Origin of the sequence: Holdemanella porci (assembly GCF_019052655.1) — a bacterium.
Taxonomy (GTDB): Bacteria; Bacillota_I; Bacilli_A; order Erysipelotrichales; family Erysipelotrichaceae; genus Holdemanella; species Holdemanella hominis.
The window spans coordinates 23905-38964 of sequence record NZ_JAHQVB010000007.1 but is presented as its reverse complement, the minus strand read 5'-3'; the positions used below and the strand labels follow the sequence as shown (position 1 = coordinate 38964).

At 34.6% G+C, this 15060-nt stretch carries 14 protein-coding genes; 11 read left to right on the top strand and 3 right to left on the bottom strand.

Annotation, left to right across the window (positions count from 1 at the left end):
* Positions 1-18: 18 nt before the first annotated feature.
* Positions 19-1053: a nucleoside/nucleotide kinase family protein gene (locus tag KTQ83_RS02605; RefSeq protein ID WP_217256010.1), complete on the bottom strand. Its 1035-nt coding sequence runs from the start codon at positions 1051-1053 to the stop codon at positions 19-21.
* Between the two features lie 126 nt (positions 1054-1179).
* Between KTQ83_RS02605 and KTQ83_RS02600 the strand changes: the two genes are divergently transcribed.
* Positions 1180-2280: a uroporphyrinogen decarboxylase/cobalamine-independent methonine synthase family protein gene (locus KTQ83_RS02600; protein WP_217256009.1), complete on the top strand. Its 1101-nt coding sequence runs from the start codon at positions 1180-1182 to the stop codon at positions 2278-2280.
* 44 nt (positions 2281-2324) lie between these two features.
* Here KTQ83_RS02600 and tgt read toward each other — a convergent pair whose 3' ends face one another.
* Entirely contained in the window at positions 2325-3536 is a 1212-nt protein-coding gene (gene tgt / locus KTQ83_RS02595; RefSeq protein WP_186998324.1) for a tRNA guanosine(34) transglycosylase Tgt, read from the bottom strand.
* 389 nt (positions 3537-3925) lie between these two features.
* On the opposite strand from tgt, the gene rdgB reads away from it, so the two are divergent.
* From rdgB to KTQ83_RS02560, 7 genes are all read left to right on the top strand, one after another.
* Complete coding sequence (rdgB, locus tag KTQ83_RS02590; RefSeq protein WP_186998323.1) at positions 3926-4501, top strand: RdgB/HAM1 family non-canonical purine NTP pyrophosphatase; 576 nt, start codon at positions 3926-3928, stop codon at positions 4499-4501.
* Between the two features lies 1 nt (position 4502).
* Positions 4503-5024: a tRNA (cytidine(34)-2'-O)-methyltransferase gene (locus tag KTQ83_RS02585; protein WP_117923929.1), complete on the top strand. Its 522-nt coding sequence runs from the start codon at positions 4503-4505 to the stop codon at positions 5022-5024.
* Positions 5002-5535 carry a hypothetical protein gene (locus tag KTQ83_RS02580; RefSeq protein ID WP_217256008.1) on the top strand — a complete coding sequence of 178 codons (534 nt, stop codon included), beginning with the start codon at positions 5002-5004 and terminating at the stop codon, positions 5533-5535. The genes KTQ83_RS02585 and KTQ83_RS02580 overlap by 23 nt, the downstream gene beginning before the upstream one ends.
* A gap of 207 nt (positions 5536-5742) precedes the next feature.
* Positions 5743-6984 (top strand): NlpC/P60 family protein, encoded by a 1242-nt coding sequence (locus tag KTQ83_RS02575; protein WP_244975739.1) that lies wholly within the window; start codon positions 5743-5745, stop codon positions 6982-6984.
* Between the two features lie 68 nt (positions 6985-7052).
* Entirely contained in the window at positions 7053-8252 is a 1200-nt protein-coding gene (locus KTQ83_RS02570) for a M16 family metallopeptidase (protein WP_217256006.1), read from the top strand.
* Positions 8242-9495 carry an EF-P 5-aminopentanol modification-associated protein YfmH gene (gene yfmH / locus KTQ83_RS02565; RefSeq protein WP_217256005.1) on the top strand — a complete coding sequence of 418 codons (1254 nt, stop codon included), beginning with the start codon at positions 8242-8244 and terminating at the stop codon, positions 9493-9495. Before KTQ83_RS02570 ends, yfmH begins: the two co-directional genes overlap by 11 nt.
* Positions 9496-9669: 174 nt before the next feature.
* Positions 9670-9978 carry a single-stranded DNA-binding protein gene (locus tag KTQ83_RS02560; protein ID WP_117923939.1) on the top strand — a complete coding sequence of 103 codons (309 nt, stop codon included), beginning with the start codon at positions 9670-9672 and terminating at the stop codon, positions 9976-9978.
* 86 nt (positions 9979-10064) lie between these two features.
* On the opposite strand, the gene rpsD is transcribed toward KTQ83_RS02560, so the two are convergent.
* Positions 10065-10673, bottom strand: a complete 609-nt coding sequence (gene rpsD / locus KTQ83_RS02555; RefSeq protein ID WP_117570841.1) for a 30S ribosomal protein S4 — start codon at positions 10671-10673, stop codon at positions 10065-10067.
* Positions 10674-10939: 266 nt separating this feature from the next.
* On the opposite strand from rpsD, the gene KTQ83_RS02550 reads away from it, so the two are divergent.
* The 3 genes from KTQ83_RS02550 to thiI are packed head-to-tail and all read left to right on the top strand — an operon-like array spanning position 10940 to position 15019.
* Positions 10940-12715: a septation ring formation regulator EzrA gene (locus KTQ83_RS02550; RefSeq protein ID WP_244975738.1), complete on the top strand. Its 1776-nt coding sequence runs from the start codon at positions 10940-10942 to the stop codon at positions 12713-12715.
* Positions 12715-13845, top strand: coding sequence for a cysteine desulfurase family protein (locus tag KTQ83_RS02545; protein WP_117923942.1), 1131 nt, complete (start codon positions 12715-12717; stop codon positions 13843-13845). Before KTQ83_RS02550 ends, KTQ83_RS02545 begins: the two co-directional genes overlap by 1 nt.
* Positions 13829-15019, top strand: coding sequence for a tRNA uracil 4-sulfurtransferase ThiI (gene thiI, locus KTQ83_RS02540; protein WP_117923944.1), 1191 nt, complete (start codon positions 13829-13831; stop codon positions 15017-15019). Before KTQ83_RS02545 ends, thiI begins: the two co-directional genes overlap by 17 nt.
* The last annotated feature ends 41 nt before the right edge of the window (positions 15020-15060 follow it).

Below are 15060 nucleotides of genomic sequence, written 5' to 3'. Positions count from 1 at the left end.
TAAATAAGGCCTGATGATTTAGGCCTTTGATGTATCTATTTTTATGTCACATATGTCTTGGATTGAAAAAGTTTTAAAATAAAGTTCTTCTAAAGGAATCCATCGTTGAATAAAATTGTTCAACATATTCGGGTTCCTTTTTTCAAGTCTTGAAAGTTGTTCTTCTTTACTCACGGTTAAGAAAACAGAATACGAATAATATTTTTGAAGATCTGAGTGCATCGAATAAGAACCTTCAATGACATTAAATGATTTATATGGAATTAAGTGAGCAGATTGTATTGACAAAGTTGAACAATTGAATTTATGCAGCTTTATATCTTCATGTTTTGATAGTGGAATCAAGACCTCTTGTTCAAAGCGCTCATGGTCTACATTTTCTCCAGGACTTTCAAGCCTTTCCTTTGTCCTTTGATGGGGTTGTAAGAAAAAGTCATCCATTTTAAATACGTTACAGTCATATATTTGTTTTAAAAGATTTGAAAGTGTAGTCTTACCCGAAGCACAACGTCCGTCGATTGAAATAATAGAAGGATGCTTGTTGTCGATATGCTTAAATAGTTTTAAGAAAGGAACGTACTTTTTATGTATTAAGCGATAAGATGGATGGTACAATTGATTGAATGTATTGGAATGATGAATGGCAGGATATCCATCTTCTTTCCATTTTAAAAGAGTTACCTTAGCGTTGTTTAAAGAAAATGGAAGTTCTTGATTGGAAATCATATCGATAAGGATTTGAAGCTTTTCTTCGAGCTGTTCCTTGCCGTTTTTTTCTTGTTGACTTGATAAAATAAATAAAGTACTCAGTGTATTTACGCTCAATCCATAATTTAAATGAAGACGAACATAATTTCCATCTAGATATTCAATGGAATTACATGTATCTAGTTTTGTGTCGAGTTCTTGTTGGATCTGTTTTTTAACTGTATCAGGATTTGAAAGTAAGTGTTCACAACCAAAACTGCTTTGGTATAAAAATTTCATTAAATCCTGTAGTTCTAGTTGTGGGTATGTTTGAAATTGGTTGAGTATATATGATTTTGTGTTCATAGAAATTATTTTATCACATTCTTTTCTTTTTTATTATAGATAAAAGTTATAACGGGCGTATATTATTAAATATTATCAATAATTAACTAGAAATGATAAAATGATGACGTTGGAGGAAAATTACTTATGTTGAATATTAAATATGATATTGTAGGATCTTTTTTAAGACCACAGGAAATTAAAGAGACCCGTGCTAAATTTAATAATAATGAAATCACATATGAACAATTGCGTGATGTAGAGGATGAACAAATCGCAAAATTAGTTGCGAAGGAAGTACAACATGGATTGAAGTTTGTGACAGATGGAGAATTCCGTCGTCGCTGGTGGCATTTAGATTGGTTAAAAGAATTTGGTGGTTTTACGACAAAACATTTGGATAAATTTATTAATGGAAGAAACAATCATATTGAATTAGGTATGATTGAAGGTAAGATTTCTTATGATCCAAATAAAGCACATAAAGAAATGTACGCATGGGATTTCTTGAAGAATGAGGCAAGTAAATATGGTGTAGAAGCTAAGAAGTGTATTTCTGGACCAAACATGATTTTGATTGATCATTTTTTACAGTTAGGTATCAAAGATACGCCATACTATGGAACAGATATTGAAGCAGTCATTGATGATATTGGATTGGCATATCAGGCAGCTATTCGTGATTTTTACAATCATGGATGTCGCTATATTCAAATTGATGATACTTCATGGACCTATATGATTGATGATACATTTGTATCAAAAGTAGAAGGATTGGGTTATACAAAAGCACAAGTGTTAGATTGGTTTGTACGTGTAAGTACTAAGGCTTTAGAAAATCGTCCAGAAGACATGCAGATCGCAACACACTTCTGTAAAGGAAACTTCAAAGGAAATCCATTGTTCCATGGATTCTATGATACGATTGCCAAGTCTGTTGCGAGCATTCCATACGATGGATATTTTGTAGAATATGATGATGCTCGTAGTGGAACCTTTGATCCATGGGCTGTTTTAAAAGGTACTGGCCGTACATTTGTAGCTGGCTTGATTTCTACAAAGCGTAAAGAATTAGAAGAGCATGATGCGATTAAGGCACGTTATGAACAAGCTAAAGCTGTAGTCGGTGATAATATTGCACTTTCTCCACAATGTGGATTTGCCTCTGTTGAAGAAGGTAACTGCATTGATGAGGAAACACAATGGAAGAAAATTGATTTATTGGTATCTTGCCAAGATTTTATTTAAGAGGAATCGTTTGATTTCTCTTTTTTCAAAAAAAGAACAAGCATTTACTTGTTCTTGTAGTATGAATTTAAGAAAGATTCTTTGAATTCTTTAAATGTTCCATCTAAAATAGCTTGTCGAGCTTGTTCAGTTAAACGGATGATAAAGCGAAGATTATGTATAGAAGCAAGTTCGAAATACTTTGCGGATTCCGTGCGGTCTTGCGATTTCCATAGTCTTCTTAATTCACCAAGTGTGATATGAGAAAGACAAGTAGGACAATCGCAACCTTCATCAATGATTTCATCGCTATCTCTATATTTTGATAAATTGATAGGACCATGCATTGTATACAATCTTCCATGTCTTGCCTCTCTAGTAGGAGCTACACAATCGAATGTGTCGGCACCATTTTCTGTACCAATCAAGATATCATCTGGATGAGACAATCCTAATAAGTGTCTTGGTTTATTTTCAGGGAGTTCTTCGTTACACCAAGTTAAGATATCACCTAGCGTTTCTTTAAGGAAAGCACCACCTAATCCATAACCATCAAAATCCATTTGAGCGTACTTTTTACAAGTTGATCTTCTTAGATCTTCCCAACGCCCACCTTGAATGACACCATATAAAGATTGGTGGTAGCCTAAATCATCACAATGTTTCTTATGTTCATCAAGACTTCTCTTTGCCCAACGTTCAGTTCTTGCCAAGGATTCAACGTTATATTCGTATGTATCGGCTAAAGAAGTTAATTCATCATAAGCCATATGAATATCGGCTCCAATGCGACATTGAATTTGCATACTTTCTTCTGGACCAATAAAATCTTCTTGCCCTGTAAATGGATCGTGAAAGTGTACTCCATCTTCGGTTACGTGGGCCAAACGTTTTTCTTCTTCGGTATTCTTCATATTGTCTTCACGTTTCATGCTGACAACTTTTCCGCAGCCAGAACCTAAAGACATCACTTGAAAGCCACCGGAATCCGTTAAAGTTGGACCGTTCCATTTTGACCATGCGGATAAACCTCCATTTTCAGCAATTTCTGGGGAAATGTTTCGTAAATGATATCCATTACTCAACATGGCTTGGGCATTAATACTTTTTAATTCTTCCATAGAAACAAAGCGAACTTCACCATGTGTTCCAACACACATGAATGCAGGGGTCTTGATGTCTCCATGGGGTGTATGTATAATTCCGGCTCTTCCTAAATGACCAGGAATTCTTTTTTCAATTTCAAAATAAAATTTATTGTCGTTCTTGTATTCCATAAATTCCTCCAACCCATTTATTCTATCATATATTAGCGTCGGCATATATAAAAGATTATGTGATTGCACCTGCAATATATCCGATGGATTGAATGTTGAGAAGGTTAATGGTTTATCCTCCAATAAAAATTCTTAATCCAATATCTAGATTAAAAATACCTGAGAAAATCGACATCGCAACAGAACTTGTGTTTTCATTGGTTGCCAATATCGTTTCTGATTGGCAAGATTAGAACATATACACCACACAATACACATATGGATACTGTACTTGTTTTTTTAATGCAATCTAAGAACAGTCGTCACTTCGATGCGGAGAGGTTCAATTTAGCACAACTCTTGTTGAAAACCCCATTTTTTCTTTCTATAATATATATCGGTGATAAAAAATGAAAAAAACAATTTGGATAGCAACGAGCAATGCTCATAAAGTTGAAGAGTTTCAGACGATGTTGAAGGATTGCCAAGTTAAATGCTTAAAAGATCTGGATCATAAAATTGATATTGTAGAAGATGGTACAACATTTGAAGAGAATGCGCTAATTAAAGCTCGTACTTTATTTAATGAACTTCATGAACCTGTAATCAGCGATGATTCTGGTTTGGAAGTAGATGCGATGGATAAGAAGCCAGGTGTGTATTCAGCTCGTTTTTTAGGTGAAGACACAAGCTATGATATCAAGAATCAATATATTATAGATCAGGTAAAGGGAAAAACGCGTACGGCTCGCTATGTGTGTGTCATTGCCTATATTAATGAAAATGGAAAAGAATATGTATATCGTGGAGAGTGTGAAGGTTTGATTCATGATGAAATGGTTGGAACAAATGGTTTTGGATATGATCCAATCTTCTATTATCCTGAATTTAAGACAACACTTGCCAATGTGAGTGAAGAAAAGAAAAATAGTGTATCTCATAGAGGAGTAGCACTTGAGAAATTTTTAAAGGATTGGAGTAAATAATATGTTGCATGTAGTATTGTATGAACCTGAGATTCCTCAGAATACAGGAAATATCATTCGAACTTGTATGGCTACAGGTTCGCGTTTACATTTAATTGAACCATTGGGTTTTTCTTTGGATGAAAAGCATTTGCGTCGTTCAGGAATGGATTATATTAAGGATGCGGATATCCACATTCATAAAGATTGGGATGCGTTTGTGGCTGAAAATCCAAGTGAACACTATTATTTTATGACTCGTTATGGTAAAAAAGCACCAAGTGAATTTGATTTTACGAAAGAAGAAGGCGATGTATATCTTGTGCTTGGAAAAGAAAGTACGGGAGTTGATAAAAAAATCCTTCAACATCATTTAGATACTTGCATGCGCTTGCCTATGGTCGCAAATGCGAGAAGTTTGAATTTGTCCAATTGTGCTGCCATTATCGTTTATGAAGTACTACGCCAACTTGATTATCCAGGACTAAGTACACATGAAGAACTTAAGGGAGAGGATTGGCTTGAAAATCTTAAAGTTGATTGATCGTTATGTAGATTCGTTTGAAAAGCGAATCTTTATTTTTATTGTATTTATAACCATATACTGGTTATGGCAGAATATTTGGCAGTTAATATTATTTTCTAAATTATTTTTTATAACTGATTATGAAAGTTTGTTCAATTTGCAGGCCCACTTATCCAACTATGAATCGAGTGTTTTGATACGTATCATATATTATGTGATTTCAAATCCATCATTGAATATTGCTGGTGTTGTTAGTTGTATAAAACTGATAGACATAATGGGGATTGTAGGATTTTTGATTTTGGCTCAAAAATATCGAATTATTATAATTTTAAATGGATTTAAATACGTTTGGTGTTCTATTTGGCTTGTAAAAGGTATGAATTCTGCAAGTGTATATTTGGTAATAAATTGCTTAAAATGGCTTTCAATAGGCGGCTTAATTCTTGTCGGTATAGTGATTCTTTTATGGCTTTTAGGATTGATACGAATAATCTTAGAACAGGATAGATTTGTTCACGATTTGTAGACAACGTTATACATTTTATAAATTATGTACAATTTTTTATAAAATCACATAATTTACCATAATTTATATTTAGATACTTTATATAAAGTGTATTAAGAAATATTTAAGAAATTAATTACTAAAAAGTGTAAATAATTTTTTTGCGAAAATTTGCAACAAAATTTAAATCTTGTTAAACTTCAGGTGTTGTAACGAAGAGGTGATATGATGAATTTTATCGAAAAGCACAGTAAAATTTTAGCCGTAAGCCTATGTCTATTGACTTCTGGACCAATTGTTTCGACAATGTATGCCAAGGAAGTTCAACCAGGATGGCATGGTGAAGGCGCAGATCGTTATTATGTTTTAAAATCAAATCGTCAGACAGCTACTGGTTTAACAAAAATCGATAAGGAACTTTATTATTTCAATAATAAAGGAGAAATGCAGTTTGGATGGCAGACTGTTTCAGATGAAACTTACTATTTCCAACAAGACGGAACTGCTGCAAGAGGTTCTGTGACAATTCAGGGTAGTGAGTATAATTTCCAAAAAGAAGGTGTCCTTCTTCATGGTTGGAGTAATGATGGTAAATCATACTACGATGAAAAAGGTAACAAAACTTCAACAAACTGGGTTGAAGAAAATGGTTCGAAATATTATTTTGATGCCGATGGAAATTGTGTAACAGGATGGCAGGAAATCGATGGCCAGAAGTATTTCTTTGGTGAAGATGGAAAGATGGCTATAGGTCAATTTGATGTAGACGGAAAAACATATTTCACTCAAGAAGACGGTACTTTCCGTACAGGATGGCAAGAGATCAACGGTCAAAAATTGTATTATGCGGAAAACGGTGAAGTAACTAAGAATCAAATCGTTGAAATCGAAGGTACTAAATATGCGTTCGATGAAAATGGTGATTTGATTAAAAATGCCGAAAAAGATGGATATAAGATTGATGAAAATGGTGTTGCGACTGAAGTAACCCCTTCTGAGGAAACAACTCCAACTCAAGATACAACGACTCAGGCTCAGGCTCCAGCACAAACAACTACTCAAAGTGCTCCAGCTCAAAGCACAACAACAACTACAACACAAGCGCCAGCACAGCCATCGACTCCTGATGCTCCAGCTAAAGATTATGTAGCTCCAACCCCAAGTGTGAACAGTTCAGCAATCGCTGCTGCTGCATTAGCACAAGTAGGAACTACACAAGATTGTACAATGTTAGTTACTAATGCTTTGAGAGCTGTTGGAATTAATTTCCACGGTTGGCCAGAAGACTATTTGAGTCTTGGTACAATCACATCAAGTCCAGTTGCAGGTGACATTATTGTTTATTCAGGACATGTTGCTATTTACATTGGAAACGGACAAGCAGTTCATGGTGGATGGTACGGAAGCCAGACTGTTGTATCAAGCGTTTCTTGTGACAAGGCATTAATTGGATACGTTCACGTAGGCTAGATTGAATTCTAGCCTTTTTTTTTGTTTTTGTGGTAGAATTATTAATATATTTTCAAGGAGGTTTACTTATGAACTATATACAAACGCAAAAATTTAGTGATGTTTATGTTTCTTGTAAAACCATGATGCCTTTTCATCGAAATACAATTAGTGCTTTAAACGTGCTTGTGTATATGATGAAGGCGAAAACGCAGAAAATGAATTCGAAACAAAAATTAGCTTCTACCTTAAATCGTGCTTATGGAACAAAGGTGTCTTATGGTTTAACATCTTATGGAGATCTTGTTCAACTCGATGTTCGTTTTCAGTTTGTCCGTCCAGACTGGATTGAAGATAGAAGCTATTTAGATAAAATTAAAGATATTATGGATGAAGTTCTGTTTCATTCTGTATTGGATGAGGAAAACTTTAAGGAGTCAGTGTATTTGTTAAAAAATAGATTGTTGGCACAAATGGATGATCCGGCCAGCTTGTCTTGTATGTATGCCTTTGAGATGGCACATGCTAAACATTCTATTTCAATTCCTGTGCAGGGAAGTTTAAAAGATTTAGCGACACTTACTTTAGAGGATGTGAAAAAAGCCTATACATTATATATGGATATGGCAAAACACTTCTATATCTGTGGTTATGTAACGGATGAATTGTATGATTATATTGATAGTTTAGATTCGCATTGTGCTTTTATATCGGAAAGAACATTGCTTCCTCGCGTAGAAACAAGCTATAAAACCTTTGAAAAGGATATTGCGCAAACTTGTATTTCGCAAGTCTATTCGACAGGTGTTGATATTTCAAGTTCGGATTATGAGGCTGAACTAATTTTAAATAGTATTTTGGGGCAAAGCCAGAAGAATTTAATGTTTGATGAAATTCGTGAAAAGAATAGTCTTTGTTATTCTATAAGCTCTTCTATTATTCGCTTTGATGGAGCTTTGTTAATTCATACGGGTGTGAATCGTAAGGATGTCACAAAAGTATTAAATTTGATAGAAACACAAATAGATCGATTATTGAACATGGATTATGATGATCGATATTTAGAAATCGCAAAGATGGACTATAAGGACCGTATTATTAGTGGATTAGATCATGCTCAATCTTTGATTTCACAAGCTTTTTTAGATGATCTTTTACATCGCCAGCTCACGCCTGAGCAAAGAATTGAGAGAATTATGAAGGTGACAAAGGAAGATATTTCACGTGTTGCCTTACGATTGAATTTGGCTTCAGTGGCCATTGTTGCGGAGAAAGAAAATGAATTATAATTTGGATATTAAAAAGGAAACATTGTCAAATGGTTTACAGGTGATTCTTGTTCATAAACCGGATTATCAAAAATCACTATTTCTTTTAGGAGCTAAAGTAGGAGGGTTTGATATTGATCAAAGCGTAGATGGGCAAGTGATTAGACATAAGAGTGGAATTGCGCACTATTTAGAGCATCAAATGTTTTATTTGGATGGAGAAGATGTAAGTGATTTATTTGCGAACTTACAGTGTTCTACAAATGCATATACTTCTTATACAGAAACGGCATTTTATTTTTCGACTACGGCGGATGTGAAAAAGTCATTAAAACTTTTATTGGATTTTGTCGAAAATTTAGATGTGACAAATGAAACGATTGAAAAAGAAAAGGGGATTATTCTTAGTGAATATGATATGTATCAACAATCGCCTGAACAACGTCTTTTTAAGGAAACTTTGATTTCTTTATTTCAATATCATCCAATGAAAGTTGATGTACTCGGTTCAAAAGAAGATATTCAAGATATGAGCATGGAGGATTTAAAACAATTTTATGCATTAAATTATGATCCTAGTAAATTGTGTCTTGTGGGTGTAACTGGAAAAGATACAAATGAAATCATGGATTGGATCAAGGAATGTCAAAAAGATGTTTTGAGTAAGTTAAATAAAAAGATTGAGCGTGTCTTTAAGGAAGAGCCAAAGGAAGTAAATCGCAAAGAGTATGTCGATTATATGGATATTCATCAGCCATTTGTATGTGTTGGCTATAAGATGGATGCTTGCAAGACAAAGGAAGAAGCATTCGAAAAAGACTTTGCGGTGAATATGTGGTTAGATTCTATCATGGGTCCTTTAAATCCTAATTTTCAGGAATGGCTAGATCAAAGAATCTTTACACAGTTTGTAGGCGCAGAAGCGGACTTTACTTTGGATCATAGTTATATCTTGTTTTATGCTCAAACAGTAAATCCAAATGCCTTTATTGAACTTGTAAATGAGCTTGTACAGAATAAGTCGATTTCTGATGAAGACTATCAGTCGTTGCATGCACAGGCAATCGCGAATAATTTGCGTGGCTTAGATCATTTTGATGGCTTGGCCAATGATTTACTTCGAAGTCACTTTGAGGAGTATGACTATATTGAAAATTTAAATAGCATTCAAAATATGGAAATTGAGCAAGTACATGCCTATATTAAGAATTTGGATTTCTCACATTCTTGTGTGACAAAAATTCTTCCGAATGACTCTATCTGATCTAATTTGTGTTTTTTTTAGCAAATTAGAGGGGAAAAACGCATGTAAAACGCATAAAAAGACGGCCTATAGATAAGATAGGTCGTTTGTTTTATATGTGACATATTTGTAGAATACCATTGAAGAAGGATGGTGATAAATATGGTGGTCAGAATTGAAGGAGGATAATCAATTATGAATGCGTTTAGTATCGTGGGAAAAATTACGGACATGCCAATGTTAAAGGAGACAAGCAATGGATTAAAAACTTGTGAGCTTCCAATTCGGGTACAGCGTAATTTTCCAAATTCAGAAGGTGTTTATGAAAGTGATGATGTAATCGTTGAAGTATGGCGAGGTCTCGCAGAAACTGTAAGTGCTTCGTGTAAGATTGGAGACTATGTGGGAATTAATGGTCGTATTCATTCGCGTAAATACCAGAAGGATGACAGGGTATATCTAAACTATGGCTTTGTAGCTGAAAAAGTTGATTTTCTACGTTGATCAACAGATAAAATACATGAATTAAGAAAACACATCCACAAAAAAAGAAGCGATCAATTCGCTTCTTTCTTGTTCTATGCCTAAGATTAACGGTTGTAGAATTCTACTACTAACAATTCGTTGATTTCTTGAGCTGTGAATAGTTCTTTACGTTCTGGGTAACGAACATAAGTACCTTTCTTAGCATCTTTGTTTACTTCAACAAAATCAACAGTTGCTGTTGCAGCTTCTAAAGCTTCGTTGATTACGCTTAAGTTTTTAGCGCGTTCACGAATTTCGATAACTTGTCCTGGTTTTACTTGGAAACTAGGGATATCTACTTTCTTACCATCTACTAATACGTGTCCGTGGTTTACTAACTGACGGCTAGCACGACGAGTACGTGCAAATCCCATACGATAAACGATGTTATCTAAACGAGATTCCAACATTACTAAGAAGTTTTCACCAGCAGAACCAGCTTTTTTACTTGCTTTTAAGTAAGTGTTGTAGAATTGTTTTTCACTTAATTGGTAAGTGTGACGAATTCTTTGTTTTTCCTGTAATTGGATACCGTAGTTTGTTAATTTTGGACGACGAGCATTTCCGTGTTGTCCTGGAATTGTGTTACGACGAGTTAATTCTTCACCAGTTTCTAATACTGAGAATCCAAGGCGGCGTGACTTCTTCCAAACGCTTCCTGTGTTTCTTGACATAATTTTTCCTCCTATTGTTTTATATCATTCACAAAACAATAACAGTACAAATCTTTAAAGGCTGTGTTGACAATGATACTTTCCGCTATCAGCTATTAGCTTACTCATATCGCTTAATAAGGCTGCAACGCATATCCTTTAACTTTGTATGCTGCTATCAATTTATGCTTATGTATCATATCAAAGAATATTAATAAAATCAAGAAAATGATGCAATGATTTTGAAGTTTTGCTATAATAAGAATGGTTTGCAAGGAGGTACCACTATGGATAGTGTTTTGAATTTCTTTCGATCAGTATACGCGTTCATTCGAAATCAACTTTCTGTGACTGTAATTATCTATCTTTGTATAGCAATTCTAGTCTTGATTTTGATTTGGATCATTATGCGTATGATCAAACGTAAAAAGGCGTCGAAACGACTTTCAGATCTTGAGATCGAAATGAATGAAATTCGTAACAATTCCTTGGCCTACAAATTCAACAAAGCATCGGCATTCGCAAGAGTGAATGATGATATCATGGATAAAGTGAAAGGCTTGACTCCAAAATATGATACTTGTCAAAAAAACTTAAGTGCTTGTGATGATTTGTTTAATGAAGCAGATGATTATGTTTCTAGACATCGTCTTCGTAAATCTATGCGAGCTATGGACGATTTAGAAACAATGATGGATGAGACAAAAGAAAGAATTCGTATTGTTACTCAGTCATTAGATCATGTCTTGGCTCGTGAAACAGAGGTTCGTGAATCGGCAAATGCTTTAAAAGAGCGTTTTCGCAATGTGAAAACTGTTTACCAAGATAATCGTTCTTCATTTTATGGATCTGTTAATTATGTAGATTCATGCTTAGAGGAAATTGAAAATGAATTCTCTAATTTTGAAGAGTGGATGTTTGCTTCAGAATTTAACAAGGCAAAGGAAGAACAAGAAAAAATCTCAAAAATGGTGGATGAGATTAGCTCTAAAATTGCAGCCTTCCCTGGACTATATGAAAAGGCCAAAAATGTATTGCCTCGTGCAATCAACGAAGTTCGTTTGCACATTAAGGAATTACAGGAAAAAGATATCGACTTATCTTATTTAGAACCAGAAGAAAAATTAACAACCATTCAAAGTGCTTTGTCTAGTTCAATTGATCAATTGGATGCAGGTGAATTTGAAATGGCACAAGAAAACTTGGAAATCATTGGAGATCACATTCTAGCATTACAAGATGATGTAACGAATGAAAAAGAAGCTTATGATGAAATCCATGTAAGTCTTCAATCTAATTTAGATCTAGTTAATGTCATTGGTCAGGAACTTGAGGAAATTATGGCGCTTTATGCCAATATTAAAGATCGTTTTGGTCTAGAAGATTGGACACACCGCTTCTCTTTGGCACAAATCCAAATGGAAGATTTATCAAATCGTCGTGATGAAATTCAAAAAGAATTGAAACAAAATCAACGTCCTAGCGTAGATGTAGTTCATGGTTATCGTAAATTTTCAGAAGATGTTAATGAATTCCACGATCAAGTCAAGGATATGAAAGAGATGTTAGTGGGAGCAAGCAGTGATGAATCACGTGCTAAAAAACAATTGACAAAATTACAATTGATTTTAAATGAAGTACGTTTAAATACAGTAACACGTCATTTGCCTAGTATCTCATCTCAATTTTCTGCAGATTTAAAAGAAGGCGAACGCTTGATTCAACGTGTTCGTGTAGTGTTGGATCACTCACCATTAGATGTACAAACATTAAATGCAGATTTGCAGGATGCCATCGACTTTGTATATAAGTTATACAATAACGCAAACAATTTAGTCGGTGTTGCTGTTATGGTAGAAAATGCGATTGTGTTTGGTAACCGTTTCCGTAGTACGCATGCACAAATGGATTCGGATTTAACTCGTGCTGAGTTATGTTTCCAAAATGGAGAATATACTCGTGCACTTAAGATTGCGATTCAAGCAATCGAAAACATGCACCCAGGAATTTATGAGAAGTTAGTAGCTCAAAAAGATCCTGCTGTCATGAACCAGGTGCAGTAATGATTTATTTTGATAATGCTTCGACAACCTCTGTACGTACAGAGGTTCGTCGTGTTTATGGGCAAGTGTTAGAAACTTGTTATGGCAACCCAGATAGTTTGCATGCGGCTGGTCGCCAGGCAAGTTCGCTCATGGAAAAAAGTCGATCAAATATTGCTTCTATGCTTCATGTAGATCCAAGTGAAATTATCTTTACATCAGCTGCTAGTGAATCAAACACTTTAGCTATTGTAGGATATGCCTTGGCCAATGAACATCGAGGTCATCATGTACTCACAAGCAATGTTGAGCATTCGAGTGTTCGTCATGCGATGGAGTTTTTGAAGCGTTTTGGATTTGAAGTTGAATTTCTTCCAATTAATGAAGATGGAATTGTTACACCAGAATGCTTAAAATCTCATATGCGTAAAGATACAATTTTAGTATCGGTTATGCATGTGAATAATGAAATGGGAGCTATCAATCCTATTTTAGAACTAGAAAAAATTGTACACCAAAATCCAACGTGTGTATTTCATGTGGATTGTGTACAGAGTTTTTCAAAAATTGATATTCCTTTTGAAAAACTAGATATGGCTACGATCTCTGCACATAAGATTCATGGTCTAAAGGGTAGTGCCATTTTAATGAAGAAAAAGAAGATTCAACTTGTTCCAATTATTCAAGGTGGACAACAGGAACAAGGACTTCGTGGTGGAACAGAGAATGCACCGGCGAATATTGTTTTGGCAAAGACAATTCGTTTAGCTTTAGAGGAACAATCAAAGGCTTATGATCATGTTTTAAAAATCAACCAATATTTGCGTGAAGAATTAACTAAAATCAATGGTGCGCATGTACATTCGCCAAAAGATGCGATTCCTTATATTCTTAATATTTCATTTGATCAAATAACAAGTGAAGTCTTATTGAACGCTTTGGATCAAAAGGGAATTTGTGTATCCGCAAAAAGTACTTGTTCATCACAAAATACGAATGCTTCTGAAGTGTTATTGGCTATGCACAAGTCAGAATTTGATGCGACACATGGAATTCGTTTATCTTTTTCTAATGAGAATACTTTGGAAGAGGCAAAATATTTTATAGAAACATGTAAGGAGATTATAGAGAATTATGGCTTATCGTTATAATCATATCTTAATTCGTTATGGCGAATTGAGTTTAAAAGGAAAAAACCGTAACAACTTTATTAAGGCGCTTTATGACAATGTTCGTAAAGCTTTAAAAGCATTCCCAACATTAGAATTTGAGAAACAGCACGACCGTATGTATATTTATCTTCATGATGAAGATTCTAAGCAGGTTAGTGATATTTTAGCTAAAGTTTTTGGAATATCTTCATTTTCATTGGCTATTAAAGTGGAACCAGATTTAGATCAAATCATTGATGCTTGTTATGAATCTTTAGATTTAACAACACCAAAAACATTTAAGGTGGCTGCACGTCGTAGTGATAAACTATTCCCATATATTTCAGACGATATTAATCGTAGGGTTGCAACTAAGATTTTAAAGAACAGTGACTGGAAAGTTGATGTTCATAATCCGGATGTAAAAATTGTTGTTGAAGTACATCAAGATGCAGCTTACATTATGACAGATCGTATTCAAGGTGCTGGTGGATATCCAGTTGGTGTTGGTGGAAAGGCCATGGTTTTATTAAGTGGTGGAATTGATTCTCCAGTTGCCTGCTATTTAATGATGAAACGTGGTGTACATATAGAATGTATTCACTATGCTTCACCTCCATATACTTCACAAAATGCCCAAGAAAAAGTAATGGAGCTAGCTAGACTTGTATCTGGTTATCAAGGTGATGTTTTAGTTCATGTTGTTCCATTTACAGATCTTCAATTGGCAATCTATCAAAATGCGGATGAAAGTTATGCAATCACATTGATGCGTCGTATGATGATGCGTATTGCGACAGGCCTAGCTAAGAAAAGACATGCTCAAGCTATCGCAACAGGTGAATCGATTGGACAGGTCGCAAGTCAAACTTTAGAGAGTATGCTAGCAATCAATGATGTCACAAATATGCCGATTATTCGTCCAGTTGTTTGTATGGATAAAGTTGAAATTATTGATCTTTCTAAAAAGATTGGAACATATGAAACAAGTATTCTTCCTTATGAAGATTGTTGTACGATTTTTACACCAAAGAATCCGGTCACTAAACCTCGTGTGGATAAGTGTGAAAAATATGAGGCAAAATGGGATTTTGACAAGATGGTACAAGATTGTATAGATAATACAGAAGATATTTGGGTACATCCAGTTAAGGTTGAAGAAGATTTATTCTAAGAGAAGTGAAATATAGCGCTTCTCTTTTTCTTTTATGTTAT